This window comes from Streptomyces sp. NPDC008313 (assembly GCF_042956125.1).
Lineage (GTDB): Bacteria > Actinomycetota > Actinomycetes > Streptomycetales > Streptomycetaceae > Streptomyces.
The window spans coordinates 61,959-83,133 of sequence record NZ_JBIBFR010000029.1 but is presented as its reverse complement, the minus strand read 5'-3'; the positions used below and the strand labels follow the sequence as shown (position 1 = coordinate 83,133).

At 73.0% G+C, this 21,175-nt stretch carries 14 protein-coding genes, 3 tRNA genes and 1 pseudogene; 10 read left to right on the top strand and 8 right to left on the bottom strand.

Features of this window, described 5'->3' with window-relative positions:
- The first annotated feature begins 123 nt into the window (after window positions 1-123).
- Window positions 124-732: a hypothetical protein gene (locus ACFY93_RS30310; RefSeq protein WP_391364910.1), complete on the top strand. Its 609-nt coding sequence runs from the start codon at window positions 124-126 to the stop codon at window positions 730-732.
- Window positions 733-814: 82 nt separating this feature from the next.
- Here ACFY93_RS30310 and ACFY93_RS30305 read toward each other — a convergent pair whose 3' ends face one another.
- Window positions 815-1,684, bottom strand: coding sequence for a RimK family alpha-L-glutamate ligase (locus tag ACFY93_RS30305; protein WP_391364908.1), 870 nt, complete (start codon window positions 1,682-1,684; stop codon window positions 815-817).
- 172 nt (window positions 1,685-1,856) lie between these two features.
- Here ACFY93_RS30305 and ACFY93_RS30300 point away from each other — a divergent pair, with 172 nt between their 5' ends.
- From ACFY93_RS30300 to ACFY93_RS30285, 4 genes are all read left to right on the top strand, one after another.
- On the top strand, window positions 1,857-2,984 hold the full coding sequence (locus ACFY93_RS30300) for a MerR family transcriptional regulator (protein WP_391364906.1): 1,128 nt from the start codon (window positions 1,857-1,859) through the stop codon (window positions 2,982-2,984).
- A gap of 108 nt (window positions 2,985-3,092) precedes the next feature.
- Entirely contained in the window at window positions 3,093-3,305 is a 213-nt protein-coding gene (locus tag ACFY93_RS30295) for a DUF4287 domain-containing protein (protein WP_391364939.1), read from the top strand.
- Between the two features lie 120 nt (window positions 3,306-3,425).
- Window positions 3,426-4,955, top strand: coding sequence for an AMP-binding protein (locus tag ACFY93_RS30290; RefSeq protein WP_391364904.1), 1,530 nt, complete (start codon window positions 3,426-3,428; stop codon window positions 4,953-4,955).
- On the top strand, window positions 4,948-6,339 hold the full coding sequence (locus ACFY93_RS30285) for a carboxyl transferase domain-containing protein (protein WP_391364902.1): 1,392 nt from the start codon (window positions 4,948-4,950) through the stop codon (window positions 6,337-6,339). Before ACFY93_RS30290 ends, ACFY93_RS30285 begins: the two co-directional genes overlap by 8 nt.
- Here ACFY93_RS30285 and ACFY93_RS30280 read toward each other — a convergent pair.
- Window positions 6,314-9,985, bottom strand: coding sequence for a S8 family serine peptidase (locus tag ACFY93_RS30280; RefSeq protein ID WP_391364900.1), 3,672 nt, complete (start codon window positions 9,983-9,985; stop codon window positions 6,314-6,316). The two genes, ACFY93_RS30285 and ACFY93_RS30280, sit on opposite strands and share 26 nt — an antisense overlap.
- Window positions 9,986-10,448: 463 nt before the next feature.
- Window positions 10,449-11,639, bottom strand: coding sequence for an RNA-guided endonuclease TnpB family protein (locus ACFY93_RS30275; protein WP_391364898.1), 1,191 nt, complete (start codon window positions 11,637-11,639; stop codon window positions 10,449-10,451).
- 158 nt (window positions 11,640-11,797) lie between these two features.
- Between ACFY93_RS30275 and ACFY93_RS30270 the strand changes: the two genes are divergently transcribed.
- Complete coding sequence (locus ACFY93_RS30270) at window positions 11,798-12,835, top strand: rod shape-determining protein (protein ID WP_391364896.1); 1,038 nt, start codon at window positions 11,798-11,800, stop codon at window positions 12,833-12,835.
- Between the two features lie 82 nt (window positions 12,836-12,917).
- Here the strand turns inward: ACFY93_RS30270 and ACFY93_RS30265 are convergent, their stop codons facing one another.
- The 4 genes from ACFY93_RS30265 to ACFY93_RS30250 form a co-directional block, all read right to left on the bottom strand.
- The gene (locus ACFY93_RS30265) at window positions 12,918-13,064 is read right to left on the bottom strand and encodes a hypothetical protein (protein ID WP_391364894.1); all 147 of its coding nucleotides are present in this window, start codon (window positions 13,062-13,064) and stop codon (window positions 12,918-12,920) included.
- Window positions 13,065-13,300: 236 nt separating this feature from the next.
- Window positions 13,301-13,377 (bottom strand) — tRNA-Ile (locus ACFY93_RS30260).
- A gap of 168 nt (window positions 13,378-13,545) precedes the next feature.
- Window positions 13,546-13,618: transfer RNA gene (locus ACFY93_RS30255), tRNA-Asn, on the bottom strand.
- Between the two features lie 5 nt (window positions 13,619-13,623).
- A tRNA-Asn gene (locus tag ACFY93_RS30250) sits at window positions 13,624-13,696 on the bottom strand.
- 156 nt (window positions 13,697-13,852) lie between these two features.
- On the opposite strand from ACFY93_RS30250, the gene ACFY93_RS30245 reads away from it, so the two are divergent.
- The 4 genes from ACFY93_RS30245 (at window position 13,853) to ACFY93_RS30230 (ending at window position 19,614) form a co-directional block, all read left to right on the top strand.
- Window positions 13,853-14,152: a YtxH domain-containing protein gene (locus tag ACFY93_RS30245; RefSeq protein WP_391364892.1), complete on the top strand. Its 300-nt coding sequence runs from the start codon at window positions 13,853-13,855 to the stop codon at window positions 14,150-14,152.
- A 164-nt stretch (window positions 14,153-14,316) separates the two neighbouring features.
- Window positions 14,317-15,771: an FGGY family carbohydrate kinase gene (locus ACFY93_RS30240; RefSeq protein ID WP_391364890.1), complete on the top strand. Its 1,455-nt coding sequence runs from the start codon at window positions 14,317-14,319 to the stop codon at window positions 15,769-15,771.
- A gap of 181 nt (window positions 15,772-15,952) precedes the next feature.
- Window positions 15,953-17,686, top strand: a complete 1,734-nt coding sequence (locus ACFY93_RS30235) for an ABC transporter transmembrane domain-containing protein (protein WP_391364889.1) — start codon at window positions 15,953-15,955, stop codon at window positions 17,684-17,686.
- Complete coding sequence (locus ACFY93_RS30230; protein WP_391364887.1) at window positions 17,686-19,614, top strand: ABC transporter transmembrane domain-containing protein; 1,929 nt, start codon at window positions 17,686-17,688, stop codon at window positions 19,612-19,614. The genes ACFY93_RS30235 and ACFY93_RS30230 overlap by 1 nt, the downstream gene beginning before the upstream one ends.
- 112 nt (window positions 19,615-19,726) lie before the next feature.
- Here the strand turns inward: ACFY93_RS30230 and ACFY93_RS30225 are convergent.
- A pseudogene (locus ACFY93_RS30225) lies at window positions 19,727-21,086 on the bottom strand (RNA polymerase sigma factor).
- Window positions 21,087-21,175 lie beyond the last annotated feature (89 nt).

Here is a 21,175-nt window from a genome sequence, read left to right as displayed (position 1 = left end):
TGGGCGCACGTCAACCACCCTCGCCTGCGGCTTGCTTGCCCCTTGCCGCCTGCCGCCTGCCGCCTGCCGCCTGCCGCCTGCCGCCTGCCGCCTGCCGCCTGCCGCCTGCGCCATCATGGCCCCATGCCGGCCCGACGCCCCGCCTCCGCCTCGCCCTCGCCCTTCACCCCCCTCGACTTCCAGCTGGTCCTGCTGCGCCGGATGGCCGACCACAACCCGGACCTGGTGGAGGACGCCCGGCACGAGCTGGGGGTCACGATCGCTGGAATGCGGGAGGCCAACCGGCGCTGGCAGGCGATGCTCCACTCCCCGCGCTCCCGAGCGGCCGCCTCCAGGTACCGGTCCGTCCTCGGCGCCCCGGAGTCCGTGTCCGCGCGCCGGATCGGGGACCTGGAATGCGAAGCCCTGCTCTGGCCCGTCCCCCTCTGGCCCAGCCTGCGCTTCGAGGTGATGGTGGCCCCGAACGGGGCGGTGTGGAACGAGTGGCTGGTGCGGGCGCCGGGAGCGACGGGTCCCGTCCTGCGAACGGTGGAGGACCTCACCCCCTGGTCCTGCACGGTCGACGAGGTCGCCCGCGCCTTCGCCCCGGCCCGCCCCTTGGAGGGCACGGCGCCGACCCGGTGGGGGCTCGCCTTCTCGGCCCCGGACGCGTCGGGCGTACGGCACGACTGCGCGGCGGAGTTCACCTGGGGGCTGCTCCAGCGGGTGGCGGTCGCGGGGCGGCGGCCGTAGTGCGGGGTTCGGGCCGCAGCGCGGGGTTCGCGCCGTTGCGGGGTCCGTTCCCGGCGGCCGCCCCGTGTCCCGGACTCCCCGGCTATCCCGCGGCCTTGACGATCTCCTCCGCGACGACCGGTACGGAATCCGGGTGCAGCGACAGGAAGAGGTTCGGCTCGACCAGCTCCAGCTCCATCACGCACGGCGACCCGTCGTCAGCGTCGACCAGATCGACGCGGGCGTAGAGCAGCTCCGGCGCTCCCGGTACGGCCGCCAGGGCGCGCTCGGCGACGGCGAGCTCCGCCGGGGACGGCTCCCAGGCCGTCAGCCCGGGATGGGCCACCTTCCGCTCGTCGTAGCGCGTGCCCGGTTCGAGCACGGCGCCCTTGCGGATCGCGTGCAGGAAACGCCCGCCGAAGAACTGCAGGGCCCGCTCCCCGGCGGTGTCCACGCTGGAGAGATACGGCTGGACCATCGCCGTCAGCCCCTCCTCGTGCATCCGCGCGAGGTGCCGCAGCGCCTCCTCCCGCCGGCCGGGGGTGTACCGGGCTACGTACCGCGAGCCCGCGCCCGAGGTGGGCTTCACGACGTACTCGTGGTCGCCGGGCAGGTCGAGGGGGTCACCGGCGCCCACGTACCGGGTGGGCACCACCGGGACCCCCGCCGCCGCCAGATCACCGAGGTACCGCTTGTCGGTGCTCCACCGCACGACCGACGCCGGATTCGCCAGCCGCGTGTCCGCCCCGCACCGCTCGGCCCAGGCCACGAACTCGGCGGAACGCCAGCTGTAGTCCCAGGTCGAGCGGATCACGGCCAGGTCGAAGCCGGACCAGTCGGCGTCCGGATCGTCCCAGCACACCACGACCGCCTCTGCCCCGGCCTCCCGCACGGCCTCCGCCAGCACCGGGAGGTCCCGGTCCACGGCGACGTCCGGCCCCGGCCGGCAGGTGACGAGCGCGATACGGGCCACAGCGGCCCCCTTCCGTGCGTGCGGGCGTACAGGTGTACGGGTCGGTCCAGGCGCAGGCTAACAACCCGCGACGCGACCACGACGACAGGCCGCTTGACCTTCACCTTCGGTGAAGCCGCAGCATCGGTGGCGGACGAGGAACACACCGGGAACGGGGAACGGGAACCAGCTCATGACCATGCTGACCATCGGCGCCTTCGCGAAGGCGAGCCGACTGTCGCCCAAGGCGCTGCGGCTCTACGACGAGCTGGAACTGCTGCGCCCCGCCCGGGTCGACCCGGACACCGGCTACCGGTACTACGCGCCCGAACAGCTGGAACGGGCCCGCCTGGTGGCGTGGCTGCGCCGGCTCGGGATGCCACTGGCCCGCATCCGGCAGGTGTGCGCGCTGGAACCGGGCGCGGCGGCGCGGGAGATCCACGCCTACTGGGCGCGGGTCGAGACCGAGACGGCCACCCGCCGGGACCTGGCGGCGTTCCTCGTGGACCACCTCACGCACATACCGACGGCAGCCGCTTCGGCGGCGCACGCCCCGAGGAAGGACACCACCACCATGCTGGAACTGCGCTACTCCGCCCTCTCCGACACCGGTCTGGTCCGCACCGCCAACCAGGACACCGCCCACGCGGGGGCCCGTGTCCTCGCCGTCGCCGACGGTTTCGGCGCGGGCGGGGCCCCGGCGAGCACCGCCGCCGTCGAGGCCCTCAAGCACCTGGACGAGGGGCCGCTGCCGGCCGGGGGCGTCCTCAACCTCCTGGAGGACGCGGTGCAGAGCGCCGCGCGGGCCGTCCAGGAGGCCGCCGCCTCGACGACGCGGGCCGGGTCCGGCGCCGAGGCCGTCGAGACGGGGACCACGCTCACCGCGATGCTCTGGACCGGCTCCCAGCTGGCCCTGGTCCACATCGGCGACACCCGCGCGTACGTCCTGCGTGACGGCGCCCTCTTCCGGATCACCCACGACCACACGCTGGTCCAGTCCCTGATCGACGAGGGCCGGCTCACCCCGGAGGAGGCGACCGCGCACCCCCAGCGCACCCTGCTCCTCAAGGCCCTGACGACGGCGGACCCCGACCTCCGCCTCCACGACGCCCAGCCGGGCGACCGGTACCTCCTGTGCTCCGACGGCCTGCCCCTCGTCGTACCGGACGGGGAGATCCGGCGCCTGCTGTCCTCGGCCCCGACGCCCGACGAGGCGGCCCGGGCCCTGGTCGACGCGGTGCACGCAGCGGGGGCCCCGGACAACGTGAGCTGCGTGGTGGCGGACGTGGTGGAGACGGATCCGCGAACCGATCCCTCCTGAACCGATCACTTCTCGGGCGTCCGGCGGTCATGATCGGTGCCAAGCACGTCCACCCGTACGCGCCGCCGGATGGTCACGCGTACTCACCCACGGATGGGAAGCACCGACATGACCGCGAGCGCCAAGGGCCCCGCCAGCTACTTCCCCTCGATCGAGGCCAAGTACGGCCGCCCGATAGCCGAGTGGAAGGAACTCATCCGCTCCTCCCCCCTCACCCAGCACATGGAGCTGGTGGCGTGGCTCAAGACGGAGCACGGCATGGGCCACGGCCACGCCAACGCCCTCGTGGCCCACACCCGGGCGGAGGACGACGCGAAGTAGCCGTGGTACGGGGCGGGACCGGCGCAAGCAAGCGAGCCGGTGGTGTAGGAACGATCCTGCCGTTCCCGCTCGTTCGTGTTCGCCCCGTCGTTCCCGTCGCCCAGGCAAGGAGTACGCCGCGTGTCCTTCCTCTTCTCCCCGCCGGCCGGTGACCCGGCCGCGCACCGGCCCGCGCTGCGCTTCGGTGACCGTGCCCTGACCTACGCGCAACTCGCCGCCGCGGCCGGGGCGCTGGTGCCGCGGATCGGCGGGGCGGGGCGGGTGGCCGTCTGGGCGACGCCGAGCCTGGAGACGGCCGTCGGGGTCGTCGCCGCGCTGCTCGCCGGGCTGCCCGCCGTGCCGCTGAACCCGAAGTCGGGCGCGGGCGAGCTCGGGCACATCCTGGCCGACAGCGCGCCGTCGCTGGTGCTGGCCGCCCCCGGTGACGTACTCCCCGCCGCCGTACGGGAGTTGGAGCGGGTCGACGTCCTGACCGACGCGACGGGTGGGGCGGCCCCCGCCCCCGGATCCGCCGCCGGGACCGGGACCCCGTCCGCCGCGGGCCCGGACGCGGACCCCGACCCCTCCGCCCCCGCCCTCGTCGTCTACACCTCCGGCACCACCGGCCCGCCCAAGGGCGCCGTCGTCCCCCGCCGTGCCGTCGCCGCGACCCTGGACGCCCTGGCCGACGCCTGGCAGTGGACCGGCGACGACGTCCTCGTGCACGGGCTGCCGCTCTTCCATGTGCACGGCCTCGTCCTCGGCGTCCTCGGCCCGCTGCGGCGCGGCGGATCGGTGCGCCACCTCGGCCGGTTCACCGTCGAGGGCGTGGCACGGGAGCTGAACGACGGCGCCACGATGCTGTTCGGGGTGCCGACGATGTACCACCGGATCGCCGAGGCGCTCCCCGGTGACCCGGAGCTGGCGAAGGCGCTCGGCCGGGCGCGGCTGCTGGTCTCCGGATCGGCCGCGCTGCCGGTGCACGACCACGAGCGGATCACGGAGGCGACCGGACGCCGCGTCCTGGAGCGGTACGGGATGACGGAGACGCTGATGAACACGGCGATGCGGGTGGACGGGCCCTCGCGCGCCGGGACCGTCGGCGTGCCGCTGCCGGGCGTCGGACTGCGGCTCGTCGAGGAGGACGGCACCGTCATCGGCGGGTACGACGCGGCCGGTGCCCCGACGGGCACGTGCGACGGGGAGACCGTCGCCGAGATCCAGGTGCACGGCCCGAACCTGTTCACCGAGTACCTGAACCGGCCCGACGCCACGGCGGCGGCGTTCACCGCGGACGGCTGGTTCCGTACCGGGGACATGGCGGTGCGGGACGCCGACGGGGCCGTGCGCATCGTGGGCCGCAGGGCGACCGACCTGATCAAGAGCGGCGGGTTCAAGATCGGTGCCGGTGAGATCGAGAACGCACTGCTCGAACACCCGGCCGTGCGCGAGGCGGCCGTCACCGGGGAACCGGACCCGGACCTCGGGGAGCGGATCGTCGCCTGGGTGGTGACGGACGCCGAGGGCGACTTCGCCCTCGGCGTGGAACTCGCCGAGCACGTGGCCCGCCGGCTCGCCCCGCACAAGCGCCCCCGTGACGTCCGCTTCCGCCCGTCGCTGCCCCGCAACGACATGGGCAAGCTCATGAAGCGGGCCCTGAAGGATGGCTGAGGCGGGGAACGGCCGGGCCCCTGCCCGCGCCGCGGTCGCCCTGGTGACCGACGAGTTCACCGAGCTCACCCGCCCGGCGGGCGGCCCGGACGCGGGTGACGGCCCGCTGGGCTGGGACGGCTACGGCGCCTCGCGGGCCCGCGCCGCGGCCCGCACCGGCGAGGAGGAGTCCGTCGTCTGCGGGCACGCGGTGATCGGCGGGACGGCCGCCGTGCTGATCGCCTTCGAGTTCGGCTTCCTCGGCGGCTCGCTGGGCGAACGGACCGGCGACCGGCTCACCGCGGCCCACCGGTACGCCCGCGAGCACGGGCTGCCCGTCGTCTCGCTCGTCGCGACCGGTGGCAGCCGGATGCAGGAGGGGATGCTCGCGCTGACCCAGCTCCAGCGGGTGGCGCGCGCGTCCGCGCTCACCCGGGCGGCGGGCCTGGCGCAGATCGCGGTGGCGTGCGACCCGACGACGGGCGGCGGCTGGGCGACGCTGGGCGCGGGCGCCGACGTGACCCTCGCGCTGCCCGGCGCCCAGATCGGCTTCGCGGGCTCCCGGGTGCGGCCGCCCGGCGCCGACCCGGCGGCGTACACGGCCGAGGCGCAGCTGGCGGCGGGCGCGATCGACGCCGTCGTGGCCCCTGACCGGCTGCGTGGGACGCTGGCCCTGTGGCTGGCCCTCCTCACCCGCCCGTCCACCGCCCCCGCCGATCCGCCCTTCGCGCAGCCGGTCCTGGCCGAGGACCCGCCCGCCGACGCCCTGCCCGCCGACGCCCTGCCCGCCACCGGCTGGGACGCCGTCGAGCGCGCCCGCCACCCCAGGCGTCCGCGCGCCGACGCCTATCTGGACGCCTACTTCAGCCGGCGTGCCGCGATCAGCGGCGACCGCTGCGGCGGCACGGACGACGGCATGCTCTGCGGTTTCGGCGAGCACGAGGGCCGTACGGTCGCCTACGCGGCGCAGACCGGCACCGCGACCCGCCCCGCCGGCTACCGCACCGCCGCCCGGCTGATCCGCCTCGCCGGCCGGCTCGGTGTCCCCGTGCTGACGCTGGTGGACACGCCGGGCGCCGCCAACGACGCGGACGCGGAGCGGCAGGGCGCGGGCGGGGCGATCGCCGACGTCTTCGACGCGGTGGCGACCGCCGCGACGCCCGTCACCACGCTGGTGATCGGCGAGGGCGGTTCGGGCGGCGCTCTGGCCCTAGCCGCGCCGGGCAACACCTGGGTGACGCCGGACAGTTACTTCTCGGTGATCGCCCCGGAGCTCGCCGCCGCCATCCTCAAGCGGCCCCCGGACCAGGTGCGGGCCACGGCCGGGCAGCTCCGCGTACGCCCCCAGGACCTGGTGGCCCTGGGGGTCGTACGGGGAATCACCTCACCCCCACCGCCCGGATGACCTCCTGACGGACCGAGCCGCCCCGGTCGTCGTGGGCGAAGGCCCGCAGCGAGACGTGGGCGGCGTCGCGCGGCACGGTGAGCGTGCCGCGCCAGGCGACCCGGCCGTCGTCGCCGCCGGACCGGGACCGCGTCAGTTTCACCGGCTGCCAGGACGCGCCGTCGTCGTACGACACCGCGAGCGTGCCGCCGCCGACCGTGCCGGTGCCGGTGGCGCCCTCGACGTACTCGGCGTGGAGGCCGACCGGCACCCGGCCGCCGCGCACGTCGCCCGCGAGGTCCGTCCCGACGTCGTAGCCGAGGTTGAGCAGCGGCAGTGTCGTCCAGCGGTCGTCGGGGGTGGCGGACGAGCGGAAGGTCCACTCGGAGTGGCCCTTCGTGGCGAGCCTCCACCGGTCCGGGTCGAGGGTGGTGTCCGTGACGACCCCGTAGGTGTGCTCGCCGGCGGGCGCGTCCCACACGTACGCGGTGGAGCCGGTCTCCTCGTCGACCGGTTCGCCGTCCTGGTACGCCCGGGTGCGCTGGGTCATCCCGGTGCCCTCGCTCCACACGTCGCCGAAGCCGGTGTGGTCGGGTCCGGAGTCGCCCCAGCCGGGGGTGTTGAAGCGGATCTGGCCGCCGGAGCGCTGCTGGCCCCAGCCGAGTCCGGTGCCGAGCCACGGGTGCCAGACGGGCTTGAACCAGTCGAGGGTGCGGTGGCCGCCGCCCCGGTAGGCGTTCAGCCCGCCCCGCTCCTCCAGAGCGCCCCCGTCGAGGGTGACGGACTCGTGCCAGAGCTGTCCCGCGCCGGTGGAGACGTGGTCGGTGCGCTCGGCCGGGTAGTCGATGCGCTCCTGGAAGCCGATGCCGATCGGGAAGGTGCCGGTGACCGAGTACCGGAACTCGCCGCCGGAGACGGGCTTCGCGGCGTGGAACCGGGTGTGCAGTGTGGCCAGTTGCCGGTGCGAGGGCCGGAACGTGAGGTCGCGGTCCGGGACGCCGCCCCGGTGGCCCTCGGAGAGGTCGTACACGTACGGGGTGTCGCGCGTCCCCGTCATGTCGGCCCGCCCGCTCGCGCGCAGGTGTGCCGCGCCGGCCGCGTCGACGGTGGCGATCTGCAGCGGCCGGTCCGTGTTGTCGTCGTTCCCGAACCAGGCGCTGAGCCGGCCGGGGGCGTCGTCCGTCACGAACAGGGCCTTGGCGCCCGCGTCCTGCGCGGCCTGCGCGAGAGCGGCGGGTGTGGTGTCGCCGTCGATCCGGGCGAGGACGGCCTTGTCCCGTACGCCGGTGAGCGGGCCGCCGGTCCAGGTTCCGGCGTCGGCGAGCGGGAGCTTCGCCCGGCCCTCGATCAGGGTGCCGCCGCTCTGCACGACCGCGTCGTCGACGCCCTTGACCTGCAGCAGCGGCTTGCCGAGCCGCCACACGGTCCGGTACTCGAAGTCGCCCTCCGTGACCTTCCCGGTGGGCGCGGCGAAGACGCTGTCGTACAGGACGGGCACCTGGACGGCGCCGAACAGGTCGGACCCGCCGGCGGCGCGGTCGTACTCCATGAGCAGCTGCCGGGTCTCGGTCCGCCGTCCGACGTCGGCGCCGAGCTCGCGCAGTTCGCGTCCGTCGAGGGTGACGTCGCGGTCCCGGTCGAGGGTGATCTCGGGTGCGGCGAGGAAGCCGAGGCCGAGCGAGTCGGCTCCGTGGCTGCCGCGCACGTCGAGGAACGACGTCACGCTGTACGTCCCCGGTGCCAGCCGGAGCTTCACGGTGCCGGAGTCGCCGACGGCGGCCGGCAGCGGGTCGACGCCCTCGGCGAGCCGCTGCACGGTCAGGTCGGCGGCGGTCGCGGCGCCCGCGCGGTCCTTGACGTGCACGGTGAGCGTGTACCGCTCCTCCTCCTTGACCAGCCCGAACGCGGTGCGCGCGACGGGGGTGCCGGCGGCGGAGGCGACGATCCGCCCGGAGGTCTCGCCGACGGGCGCCTTCGCCCCGTCGCCGGTCACGGTGGTGGACGCGGTGCCGTGCGCGGGCACGGTGAGCGCGGTGCCGGCGAGCGTGGCGACGCCGTCGGGGTCCCCCTCGACGGCGAGGCTCAGCTCGACCGGTTCGTCGGAGGAGTTGCGGTAGGTGACGGTCCGGGTGACGGGTTCGTTCGCGTCGTAGGGCCAGCGGTAGAAGCCGAGATCGGCGCTGCCGGTGGCGGTGATCCGCGCCCGTACGGCGTCCGGCACGCTCACCCGTCCGGCGCCCAGGACGTAGGGGGAGGCGTCGAGCCGCTTCGAGGTGGACATCAGCGCGTCCTTGAGCTGTGCGCCGGTCCAGTCGGGGTGCTGCTCGGCGAGCAGCGCGGCGACGCCTGCGACGTGCGGGGTCGCCATCGACGTGCCGCTCATGGTCGTGTAGTCGCCGCTGCCCCCGGTGAGCCGGGAGCGGGCGGCGAGGATGTCGACGCCGGGCGCGGCGAGATCGGGTTTGAGCGCGTTGTCGCCGAGGCGGGGGCCCGCGCTGGTGAAGTAGGCGGCGGTGTCGGTGGAGTCGACGGCGCCGACGGTCAGCGCGGCGTCGGCGGCACCGGGCGAGCCGATGGAGGACGGGGCGCCGGTGTTGCCCGCGGCGACGACGAAGAGGGCGCCCGTCTCCTTCGACAGGGTGTTCACGGCTTCGGCCATGGGGTCGGTGCCGTCGCTGGGCTCGGTCGAGCCGAGGCTCATGGACACGACGTCGGCGTGCACGTCGCGGGCGGCCCACTCCATGCCCGCGATGATCTGGGAGTCGCTTCCCGTGCCCTGGTCGTCGAGCACCTTGCCGACGGCGAGGGTGGCGCCGGGGGCGACGCCCCGCTCCTTGCCGTAGGAGGCGGCGCCGCTGCCGCCGACGGTGGAGGTGACGTGCGTGCCGTGGCCGTCGCGGTCGGCGACCTCCTGGCCCTCGATGAAGCTCTTGCTCCGCGCGACGCGTCCCGCGAGGTCGGGGTGGCCGGCGTCGACGCCGGTGTCGAGGACGGCGACGGTGACGCCCTTCCCGGTGAGCCCCGCGTCCCAGGCCGCCTCCGTGCCGATCTGGGCGTTGCTCTCGGCCAGGTCGGCGCGGACCCGCCCGTCGAGCCACACCTTCCGGATGCCGTCGTCCCGCCGTGTCAGCGTCCGCCAGAACGTCCGCCCCTTGCCGGCGTCGACGGCGGCCCCGCGGATGCTGGGCAGGCTCCGCGTCCGCTCGGTGCCGCGCGGGGCGACCGCCCGGGCGCCCTGGTCGTAGGTGACGATCAGCGGCAGCTCGTCCGTCGCCCGGTCGCCGAGCCCCTGCCGTATCAGCCCGCTCACGTCGAACAGCCGCCGGTCGAGGGTGCCGGACCGCAGATACGGCAGGGCCTCGTCCGGTACGACGGTGATCTCGCCGTTCGCCGTGCTGGTGCGGACGGCGCCCGTCGCCCCGGCGGGCCGCTCGACGGTGACCGTCTTCCTGCCGCCGGGGAGAGGGGTGACGGTGACCTTGTCGCCGGTGACGAGGGTGACCGTGTGCACGGCACCGGCGCCGGCCGCAACCCGGGAGGCGTCCGCGGCCCCCTCCCCGGCGGCGGTCGCCGCGGCCGCGCCGGCCGGCAGCGACGCGAGGACGAGCCCGGCCGCCGCCGCTCCCACCACCGTCCGGCGTCTCGCTGATCGTCTGCTCGGCGTCATCAATGCCTCTCCTCGTGGTCGACGGCACAGGCAGCGGGCAGGGTGGTGCCCGAGTACTGCGAAGAGTGTCAGGCGCCTTGTGTGGCAGGGGAGTTGACGGGACGTGGCGGATTGCCGCCCCGGCGGCAACCCGCCAGGGAGCCGCCCGTGCCCCGGCCCGCCGGCCGGGGCCGAGGGCCGGCGGGAGCGCAAGCCGGGGTGATCCGTCCGTGCCACGGGCACGCGCGGCCGGCGTCCGGTACGCGCGGCCGGGACGGCGCCTCCCCGGTGCCGCCGCCCGTCGGACGGGCCCGGAAAGTTCACCCGTGCGGCGGCGCCCCGGTCGGTCCCCCTCAGCAGGCGGCCTCGCGCGCGGGGCCGCACGATGCCTAGGAGGACCGCCGCCAGGCCGGTCCGTACGGTCCGCGCGCGCTCTCGGGAGGAACTGCCTTGACATCCTCCCCTCCCTGAAGGGAGGGGATTCCTACGGCTCGCGCCGTGGGGGTTTCTGCTTCATCACCGGCTGCCCGCCCGGAGAACTCCGTTGAGGTCTTACACCAGCTCCACAGACAGACACCGCCAGCCCGGCGGCCAAAAGGTTCTTCGCCGCGTTCACGTCCCGGTCGTGGGTCGTCCCGCAGCCGCACGTCCAGATGCGGACGTTCAGCGGCATCCTGTCCCGCAAGGCGCCGCAGACGGAGCACAACTTGGAGGAGGGGAACCAGCGGTCGACCGCGATCACTTCGCGCCCGTACCACTGGGCCTTGTACTCCAGCATGCTCCGGAAATCGGCCCACGCCGCGTCACTGATGGCGCGGGCCAGCTTGCCGTTCCTCACCATGTTCCGGACGGTGAGGTCCTCGATCACGATCGTTTGGTTCTCACGAACGAGCCGAGTGGTCAGCTTGTGCAGGTTGTCCCGGCGCCGGTCAGCGATCCGGGCGTACACCCTGGCAACCTTCCGGCGGGCCTTGGCCCGGTTCGCCGAGCCTTTCGCCTTGCGGGACAGCTCCCGCTGCGCCTTGGCCAGGCGTGCCCGGTCACGGCGCTCATGCCGGGGGTTGGAGATCTTCTCTCCGGTCGACAGCGTCAGGAGGTGGTCGAGGCCGACGTCCACACCGACGGCCGTACCGACGGCGGGCAGCGGCTGAACCGTCGCGTCCTCGACCAGCATGGACACGTACCAGCGTCCGGCCGCGTCCTGGGACACAGTCACCGTGGACGGTACCGCGCCCTCCGGCAGCGGACGGGACCACACGATGTCCAGTGGCTCCGCCATCTTCGCCAGGGTCAGCTTCCCGTCCCGGAACCGGAACGCGCTGGAGGTGTACTCCGCCGACTTCCGCGACTTCTTCCGCGACTTGAAGCGCGGGTATTGGGCCCGCTTGCCGAAGAAGTGGGTGAACGCCGCCTGGAGGTGCCGCAGGGCCTGCTGCAGCGGAACGGAAGAGACGTCGTTCAGGTAGGCGAGGTCATCGGTCTTCTTCCAGACGGTCAGCATCGCCGACGTCTGGTTGTAGTTCACCCGCTCCTGCCGCGTCCACGCTTCCGTGCGCGCCGCGAGAGCCAGGTTGTAGACCTTCCGCACACACCCGAACGTGCGCGACAGCTCGGCTGCCTGCGCATCGGTCGGACAGAAGCGGTACTTGAAAGCCCGCTTCACATGGAAGGTCACGGTTCACATACTACGGCATCAACTTGTGACGGAGGGGAGGCAGTTGGGGGTTCACGCCGGTCCGCCCCGGCGGCGAACCGGCCTTCCCTGCCCTGCTCCACAGGAGCTTCGTTCCCTCCCCCGGCTGAAGCCGGGGGTATCCACAAAGGAGAGTCCCGATGACCGTCCGGCTGGAGCAGTTGCGCCGCTGCCATTTCGCCGTCGACCTGGGGGCCGCGCGAACCCGGGTCTACGTACGGGGGTCCGGGCTGGTGGTCGACCAGCCGAGCGCCGCCGCCGTCAACACCAGGACCGGCTCGCTCATCGCCGTCGGCGAGTTCGCCGAGAAGATGACGGGCCGTACTCCCGACTACATCCGCGTGGTGCGTCCGGTCTCCGGCGGCACGGTCGTCGACATCGAGATCGCCCAGCGCATGCTGCGTCATCTGATCGGCGAGAAGCTGCGCCGCACCCTGCGCCGCAAGCCGCGGCTGCGGGCCGCCGTCTGCGTGCCGCACGACGCGGACCCGCTGGCGCGGCGCGCGGCGATCGAGACGATGCTGGGCCTCGGGTCCCGGAGGGTGGAGCTGGTCGACACCCTGATCGCCGCCGCCGTCGGCTGCGGACTGCCGGTGGAACGCCCCGAGGCCACCATGATCATGGTGTGCGGGGCCGCCGCCACCCAGGTCGCCGTCCTCTCCCTCGGCTCCATCGTCACCGCCGAGCGCATCCCGGTCGGCGGCGAGGCCGTGGACCACGCGATCGTGCAGCACCTGCGCCACCAGCACGAGCTGATGCTGCCCGGCCAGTCCGTGCGCCCCCTGCAGATCGCCCTCTACGGCAACGGCCTCACCCCGTACGGCCCCGTCTCCACCGAGATCCACGGGCGCGACGTCGCCACGGGCCGCGCGCGTTCCGTGCGGGTCGACACCGCCGCCGTACGGAACGCCATCCAGACCCCGCTGACCTCCGTGCTCGACGGCATCGGCAAGGTGCTGAGGTCATGCCCGCCGGATCTGGTGGCCGACCTCGCCGACCGGGGGATCATGATGGTCGGCGGCAGCGCCCTGCTGCCCGGCCTCGACCAGATGCTGCGGGAGGCGACGGGGATGCCGGTGCACATCGCCGAACGGCCCGACGTCTGCGCGGTGCTGGGCCTGGGCGCGATGATCGAGGGCACGATCGAGCCGCTGGTCCTGGACCCGCTGGCGGGCTGAACGGACCCGGCACGACCGGCCCCGTCCCGCCGTGGAGTCGGCGGGGCGGGGCTGTGGCATACGGCGGCGGGGGCCGCGCGGCTCAGTAGGGCAGGATCCGCCCGGACGGAGTGCGCCGGTCGATCGTCGTGTCGCGCGGGATGCTGGGCCGACGGCTGGGCCGGATGCGGATCTGGCGGTTCATGGCGCCCTCCTCGATGACCGGTACGAGCAGCGTCCGTGCCGCCACGCCCTGGCACCCGCCCTTGCCTCAGTCATGCCCACGCCAGAGCGCCTCACGCCCCCGGAAAGGGGCAATCAACATCGCCACGAGCAGAGGAGGGGCGCGGAGGGGGCGGAGCACCGCCTCGCGGGTCCTCTTCGGGACACCTGGGCGGGGGACCCGGAACCGGCTGCCGTGGACCGGCCGAGGCGCAGCCGGTCCGGGGCCGTGATCGGTCGGATCGACTCTTCACGCGTAGCGCGTGGTGGGGCGGGTGGGACTCGAACCCACGGCCGACGGATTATGAGTCCGCTGCTCTAACCGGCTGAGCTACCGCCCCGTTACGGCGCGTCGCGTACACGTGTGCGCGCCGTCTGCCGCAGCATAGCCGCTCATACGATCTCCTGCTCCGGATGATCGGCACCGCATGACCATGAGGACAGCGGGGCGCCCGGAGCGGTTCCACCGGACATGAAAAAGGACCCCTGAAGGGGTCCTCTTCTGTGTGCTCCCCCGACTGGACTCGAACCAGTAACCTGCCGGTTAACAGCCGGCTGCTCTGCCAATTGAGCTACGGAGGACCGAGCTCCCCCGACTGGACTCGAACCAGTAACCTGCCGGTTAACAGCCGGCTGCTCTGCCAATTGAGCTACGGAGGAATGCCTCGTTGCATCGAACGCACCTGCCTGGGTACTTGCCAGAAGGCGCGCGCTCGCTGCGACACATACATTAGCGCAAGCAGGGGGGTGCTCCGCCAATCGGTACTCCCCGTGCCGATGCGAGACCAGGACCTACCGCAAGGAAAGGTGGCCGTCATGCGCTACCGGCTCACATTCGTCGCCGGACTGGCTCTGGGTTACGTGCTCGGCACTCGCGCCGGGCGCGAACGCTACGAGCAGATCAAGAGTTACTACCACCAGGTCACCGAGAACCCGGCGGTGCGCAACACCGCGGAGACCGCGGCCCACCAGGGCCGGGAGTACGCGGGCAAGGCGTACCACGCCGTGAGTGACAAGATGGGCGACCGTGTTCCCGCGTCGGTCGCGGGCCGGGTGCGTTCCCTGCGGGAGCGCGACGGCGCGGCGGCGGACGACTGGGGCACCACCAACACCTAGCCCCCGGCCCAGGCCCGGACAACCCGGAACACACCCGCGCCCGGGGACCGCCGACAGCGGTCCCCGGGCGTCGGCGTGTCCCGGCGGCCCCGCCGGTCCGGGCGTGTCTCGGCGTGACGTGCCGACCGGTACGGACACCTCCTCCGGTACGGCAGAATCACCACATGGGGATAGTCGCCGGGTTGGACAGTTCGCCGGATTTCACTCGCATCGTGGTCTGTGACACCGATACGGGCACCGTGCTGAGGCAGGGTTACGCGCCACACCCCGTGGAGGGTGCCGAAGGCGGTGGCCGCCCCTCCGACGTGGATCCGCAGGCGTGGCTGCTCTCCCTCGGCGAGGCGGCCGGCGGCGGGCTGCTCGAGGGGGTGCAGGCCATCGGCGTCTCCGCGCAGCAGAACGGGCTGGTCCCGCTCGACGCGCAGGGCGGCACCGTACGGCCCGCGCTGGTGGGCGGCGACCGGCGGGCGCAGGTCGCGGCCGCCGATCTGATCGACGCGCTCGGCGGACGCGAGGCGTGGGCGCAGGCGGTGGGCTGTGTGCCGCAGGCCGCGCAGCCGGTGACCAAGCTGCGCTGGCTGAGCAGGACGGAGCCGGAGGCCGCCGCGCGGACCGCGGTACTGCTCCAGGCGCACGACTGGCTCGTCTGGCAGCTGCTGGGAAGGCCGGCGCGCAGGACCACCGACCGCGGCGGGGCGTCCGGTACGGGGTACTGGTCGCCGGCGACGGGCGCGTACCGGCCGGATCTGGTCGAGCTGGCGCTCGGCCACCAGGTGCTGCTGCCCGAGGTGCTCGGTCCGTCGGAGGCGGCGGGCACCACGCCCGAGGGGCTGCTGATCTCGGCGGGCACCGGCGAGACGATGGCGGCGGCCTTCGGGCTCGGCATCGGGCTCGGCGACGCCGTGGTGTCGCTGGGGGCGTCCGGGTCCGTGATGGCCGTCCACCCCGAGGCGCTCGTCGACTCGACGGGGATGATCACCTCACTGGCCGACGCGACCGGCATGCATCTGCCGGTGGTGAGCACCCTCAACGCCGTACGGGCGCTGCGCGGCGCCGCCGAGCTGCTCGGCGTGCCCGACCTGGAGTCGCTGTCGGAGCTGGCGATGAAGTCGACGCCCGGCGCCCACGGGCTGGTCCTGCTGCCGTATCTGGAGGGCGAGCGGACGCCGAACCTGCCGCACACGGCGGGGACGCTGGCGGGGCTGCGGCGGGAGTCGATGCGGCCGGAGCATCTGGCGCGGGCCGCGTTCGAGGGGATGCTGTGCGGGCTGGCCGACGCGCTGGACGTGCTGCGCGGGCGGGGTGTCGACGTACGGCGGGTCTTCCTGCTCGGGGCCGCCGCCGAGCTGCCCGCCGTGCAGGCCGCGGCACCCGCGCTGTTCGGTGCGCAGGTCGTGGTGCCGCAGCCGGCGGACTACGCGGCGCTCGGCGCGGCACGGCAGGCCGCGTGGGCGCTCGGGGCGTCGCAGGGCACCCTCGATCCGCGGCTTCCCCCGGTGTGGGGCGGGCCGGCGGGGCAGGTGCTGGAGCCGGGCGAGGAGCTGGCCGTCGGCCAGGCGGTGCGGCAGCAGTACGTGTCGGTGCGCGAGCAGACCCACCCCGGGGCGTTCCGGTCATAGCGGGCGGCCGGGCGGGCCGGCGCTGCGGGCCTCATCCGAACGGCCTACGTCCCGCGGCCGAAAGATGGTCCTGCCTTGGACCGCTCTTGGGTTAATCGGTTGAAGTAACACGGGGGAAGTGTCCGACGATAGGGGCCACGGGCAACGAATCGCCTCCGCCGCCGACGCCGAAAGACCCAGTGTGCTCATACGACTCCTGCGGACCTACCTCAGTCCGTACAAGAAACCCATCGCGCTGCTGGTGCTGCTGCAGTTCCTGCAGACCTGCGCCAGCCTCTATCTGCCCACGCTGAACGCCGACATCATCGACAACGGTGTCGTGAAGGGGGACACGGGCTACATCCTGTCCTTCGGCGCCCTGATGATCGGGATCTCGCTGACCCAGGTCGTCTGCAACATCGGGGCGGTCTACTTCGGCGCGCGCACCGCGTCCGCCGTCGGCCGGGACATCCGGGCCGGCGTCTTCGACCGCGTCCAGTCGTTCTCCGCGCGTGAGGTCGGCCACTTCGGAGCACCCTCGCTGATCACCCGCACCACGAACGACGTGCAGCAGGTGCAGATGCTCACGCTGATGTCGTTCACCCTGATGGTGTCGGCGCCGATCATGTGCGTCGGCGGCATCGTCATGGCGCTCGGCCTGGACGTGCCGCTCTCCGGGGTGCTGCTCGCCGTCGTCCCGGTGCTCGGCATCTGCGTGACCCTGATCGTGCGGCGGATGCGGCCGCTGTTCAGGAAGATGCAGGTGCGGCTCGACAAGGTGAACCGGGTGCTGCGCGAGCAGATCACCGGCAACCGGGTGATCCGCGCCTTCGTCCGCGACGACTACGAGAAGGACCGCTTCCGGGGGGCGAACACCGAGCTGACCGAGGTGTCGCTCGGCACCGGGCGGCTGATGGCCCTGATGTTCCCGATGGTCATGACCGTCGTGAACCTGTCGTCGATCGCCGTCGTCTGGTTCGGCGCGCACCGCATCGACAGCGGCGGGATGCAGATCGGTGACCTCACCGCGTTCCTCGCCTATCTGATGCAGATCGTGATGTCCGTGATGATGGCCACGTTCATGTTCATCATGGTGCCGCGCGCCGAGGTGTGCGCCGAGCGCATCGAGGAGGTGCTGGGCACCTCCTCCAGCGTCGTCCCGCCGACCGCCCCGGTCCTCGAACTGCGACGGCACGGACACCTGGAGATCCGCGGAGCCGGATTCCACTACCCCGGCGCCGAGGAACCGGTGCTGCGGTCCATCGACGTGGTGGCCAGGCCGGGCGAGGTGACGGCCGTGATCGGGTCGACCGGCAGCGGCAAGTCGACGCTGCTCGGGCTGGTCCCCCGCCTGTTCGACGCCACCGAGGGAGAGGTGCTCGTCGACGGCGTGGACGTCCGCACGCTGGAGCCCCGGCTGCTGGCGAAGACGGTGAGCCTGGTCCCGCAGAAGCCGTACCTGTTCTCGGGCACGGTGGCCACCAACCTCCGGTACGGCAACCCGGACGCCACCGACGAGGAACTGTGGCACGCGCTGGAGGTGGCGCAGGCCAAGGAGTTCGTCGAGGCGCTGGAGAACGGGCTCGACTCGCCCATCGCGCAGGGCGGCACCAACGTCTCCGGCGGCCAGCGCCAGCGGATCTCCATCGCCCGGACCCTGGTGCAGCGCCCGGAGATCTACCTCTTCGACGACTCGTTCTCGGCGCTCGACTACGCCACGGACGCGGCGCTGCGCGCGGCGCTCGCCCGGGAGACGGCCGACGCCACGGTGGTGATCGTCGCGCAGCGCGTGTCGACCATCCGCGACGCCGACCGGATCATCGTCCTCGACGAGGGCCGGGTGGTGGGAACGGGCCGCCACCACGAACTCATGGCGGACAACGAGACCTACCGGGAGATCGTGCTCTCCCAGCTGACGGAAGCGGAGGCCGCCTGATGGCCGGGCCCATGGGTCGGATGATGGCCGGGGGCGGCCCCGACCAGCACTCGATGGACTTCAAGGGGTCCGGAAAGCGGCTCCTGGCACAGTTCAGGCCGGAACGCGGCACCATGATCGCGATGCTGTCCTGCGGTGTGCTGAGCGTGGCGCTGTCCGTGCTCGGACCGAAGATCCTCGGCCGGGCGACGGACCTCGTCTTCGCCGGGATCGTCGGACGGGAGATGCCCGCCGGGGCGACCAAGGAGCAGGTCCTCCACTCGATGCGCGAGCGCGGTGACGGCGGCGTCGCCGACATGCTCTCCGGCACGGACTTCACTCCGGGCAAGGGCATCGACTTCGGCGCCGTGGGGAACGTCCTGCTGCTCGCGCTCGGCACGTTCCTGGTGGCCGGCCTGCTGATGGCCGTGTCCACCCGGCTGTCGAACCGGGCGATCAACATGACGGTCTACCGGATGCGTGAGGACGTCCAGGCGAAGCTGTCGCGGCTGCCCCTGTCGTACTTCGACAAGCGCCAGCGCGGCGAAGTCCTCAGCCGGGCGACCAACGACATCGACAACATCGGTCAGACGCTCCAGCAGTCGATGGGCCAGCTCGTCAACTCCCTGCTGACCGTCATCGGCGTCCTGGCGATGATGGTGTGGGTCTCGCCGCTGCTGGCGCTCGTCGCGCTGGTCACGGTGCCGCTGTCGTTCGTCGTCGCCAAGCGCGTGGGCAAGCGGTCGCAGCCGCACTTCGTGCAGCAGTGGCGCACCACCGGCAAGCTCAACGCCCACATCGAGGAGATGTACACCGGGCACAACCTGGTGAAGGTGTTCGGGCGGCAGGACGAGTCGGCGAAGCAGTTCGCCGAGGAGAACGACGCGCTGTACGAGGCCGGGTTCAAGGCGCAGTTCAACAGCGGGATCATGCAGCCGCTGATGATGTTCGTGTCCAACCTGAACTACGTGCTGGTCGCCGTGGTCGGCGGTCTGCGGGTCGCGTCGGGCTCGCTGTCCATCGGTGACGTGCAGGCGTTCATCCAGTACTCCCGGCAGTTCTCGATGCCGCTGACGCAGATCGCGTCGATGGCGAACCTCGTGCAGTCCGGGGTGGCCTCCGCCGAGCGGATCTTCGAGCTCCTCGACGCGGACGAGCAGGACGCCGACCCGGTGGCGGCACAGAAGCCCGAGGAGCCGCGCGGGCGGGTCGCCCTGGAGAACGTGTCCTTCCGCTACGACCCGGAGAAGCCGCTGATCGAGGGCCTGTCGCTGAAGGTCGAGCCCGGTCACACGGTCGCGATCGTCGGACCGACGGGCGCCGGCAAGACGACGCTGGTCAATCTCCTCATGCGGTTCTACGAGGTCACCGGCGGCCGGATCACCCTCGACGGGCTCGACGTCGCCAAGATGTCCCGGGACGACCTGCGCTCCCACATCGGGATGGTGCTCCAGGACACCTGGCTGTTCGGCGGCACGATCGCGGAGAACATCGCGTACGGGGCGTCGCGGGACGTCACCCGGGCGGAGATCGAGGAGGCGGCGCGGGCGGCCCACGCGGACCGGTTCGTACGGACGCTGCCCGACGGGTACGACACGGTCATCGACGACGAGGGGACGGGGGTCAGCGCGGGTGAGAAGCAGCTGATCACCATCGCGCGGGCGTTCCTGTCCGACCCGGTGATCCTCGTGCTCGACGAGGCGACGAGCTCCGTGGACACCCGCACCGAGGTGCTGATCCAGAAGGCGATGGCGAAGCTCGCGCACGGGCGGACGTCGTTCGTGATCGCGCACCGGCTCTCCACCATCCGCGACGCGGACACCATCCTGGTGATGGAGAACGGCTCCATCGTCGAACAGGGCACCCACTCCGACCTGCTCGCGGCGGAGGGCGCGTACGCCCGCCTCTACCAGGCCCAGTTCGCCCAGGCGGTGGCGGAGGTCGACTGAGCAGCACACCACGAACGCCGGAGGGGCACATTCAGCCCCTCCGGCGATTGAGGAGCGGGGTCCGGGGCAGCGCCCCTGGAACGGGACGGGAAGGGGCGGAGGGGGCGAACACCTAGTCCAGATAGCCCCGCAGCTGATCCGCGAACGCATGGTCCCGCAGCTTGTTCAGCGTCTTCGACTCGATCTGCCGTATCCGCTCCCGCGTGACCCCGAAGATCCGCCCGATCTCCTCCAGCGTCCGCGGCCGCCCGTCCATCAGCCCGTACCGCAGCTGCACCACCTTCCGCTCCCGCTCCCCCAGCGTCGACAGCACCGCCTCCAGGTGCTCCCGCAGCAGCAGGAACGCCGCCGACTCCACCGGCGACGCCGCGTCCCCGTCCTCGATGAGGTCGCCGAGGGCCACGTCGTCCTCCTCACCGACGGGCGCGTGCAGCGACACCGGTTCCTGGGCCAGCCGCAGCACCTCGCTGACCCGCTCGCCGGTCAGATCGAGGTGCCGGGCGACCTCCTCGGGCGTCGGCTCGTACCCGCGCTCCTGCAGCATGCGGCGCTGCACGCGGACGACCCGGTTGATGAGCTCGACCACGTGGACGGGGACCCGGATGGTGCGGGCCTGGTCGGCGAGGGCACGGGACATGGCCTGGCGGATCCACCAGGTGGCGTACGTCGAGAACTTGTACCCGCGGGCGTAGTCGAACTTCTCCACGGCACGGATGAGACCGAGGTTGCCCTCCTGGACCAGGTCGAGCATGGTCAGCCCGCGTCCCACGTACCGCTTGGCGACGGACACGACCAGCCGCAGGTTCGCCTCGATGAGCCGGCGCTTCGCCATCCGGCCCCGGACGACCAGCGTGTCGAGGTCGAGGGCGAGCCGGCTGTCCAGGTCGCGGGCGCCGCTCAGCTTCTCCTCGGCGAAGAGGCCCGCCTCCACCCGGCGGGCGAGCTCGACCTCCTCGGCGGCGGTGAGCAGCGGGATGCGGCCGATCTCCCGCAGGTACTGGCGGAAGAGGTCGGAGGAGGGCCCGCCGGTGTCGGCGGCGCGGCCGCTGGGCGGCGGCTCGACGTGCTCGGGCGTCTCGGTGAGCTCGACGGCGGCGGGCGGCTCGGTGAGACCGGGGGCTGCGGGCGGCTCCTCCGGGCCGGGCGTGAGGTCCGGGTCCGGCCGGGGCGCGCCCCGCGGATCCGGCGCGGTGTCGCTCTCGGGGTGGTGCGCGGCACGGCTTCGCGGGGGGACCGCCGGTCCTGCGCCGGTCTCCGTGTCCGTCTCCGTGTCCGTGCCGGTGTCGGTGGGGGTGAGGGTCTGGGTCTGCACGGGGGCGACCTCCAGGATGATCGCTGCTGGGGCGTGCGGCAGCGGTACTTCGGGGGCGGAGCCGGCGGCCTTGCCGCTGTCCGTCCGTACACGTTGAGCGGAATCGCGGGGAAGGGGACCCGTCGCGTGCGGGTCGGCCGCGCTCCGAGGACTCAGGCACCGCCACCCAGTGTGGAGTACGACTCATCACCGCCACGAGGGTCGTGCGGTGACTTTTTGCGTCCGGTCCGTGACCGCGCGGTCACTGCG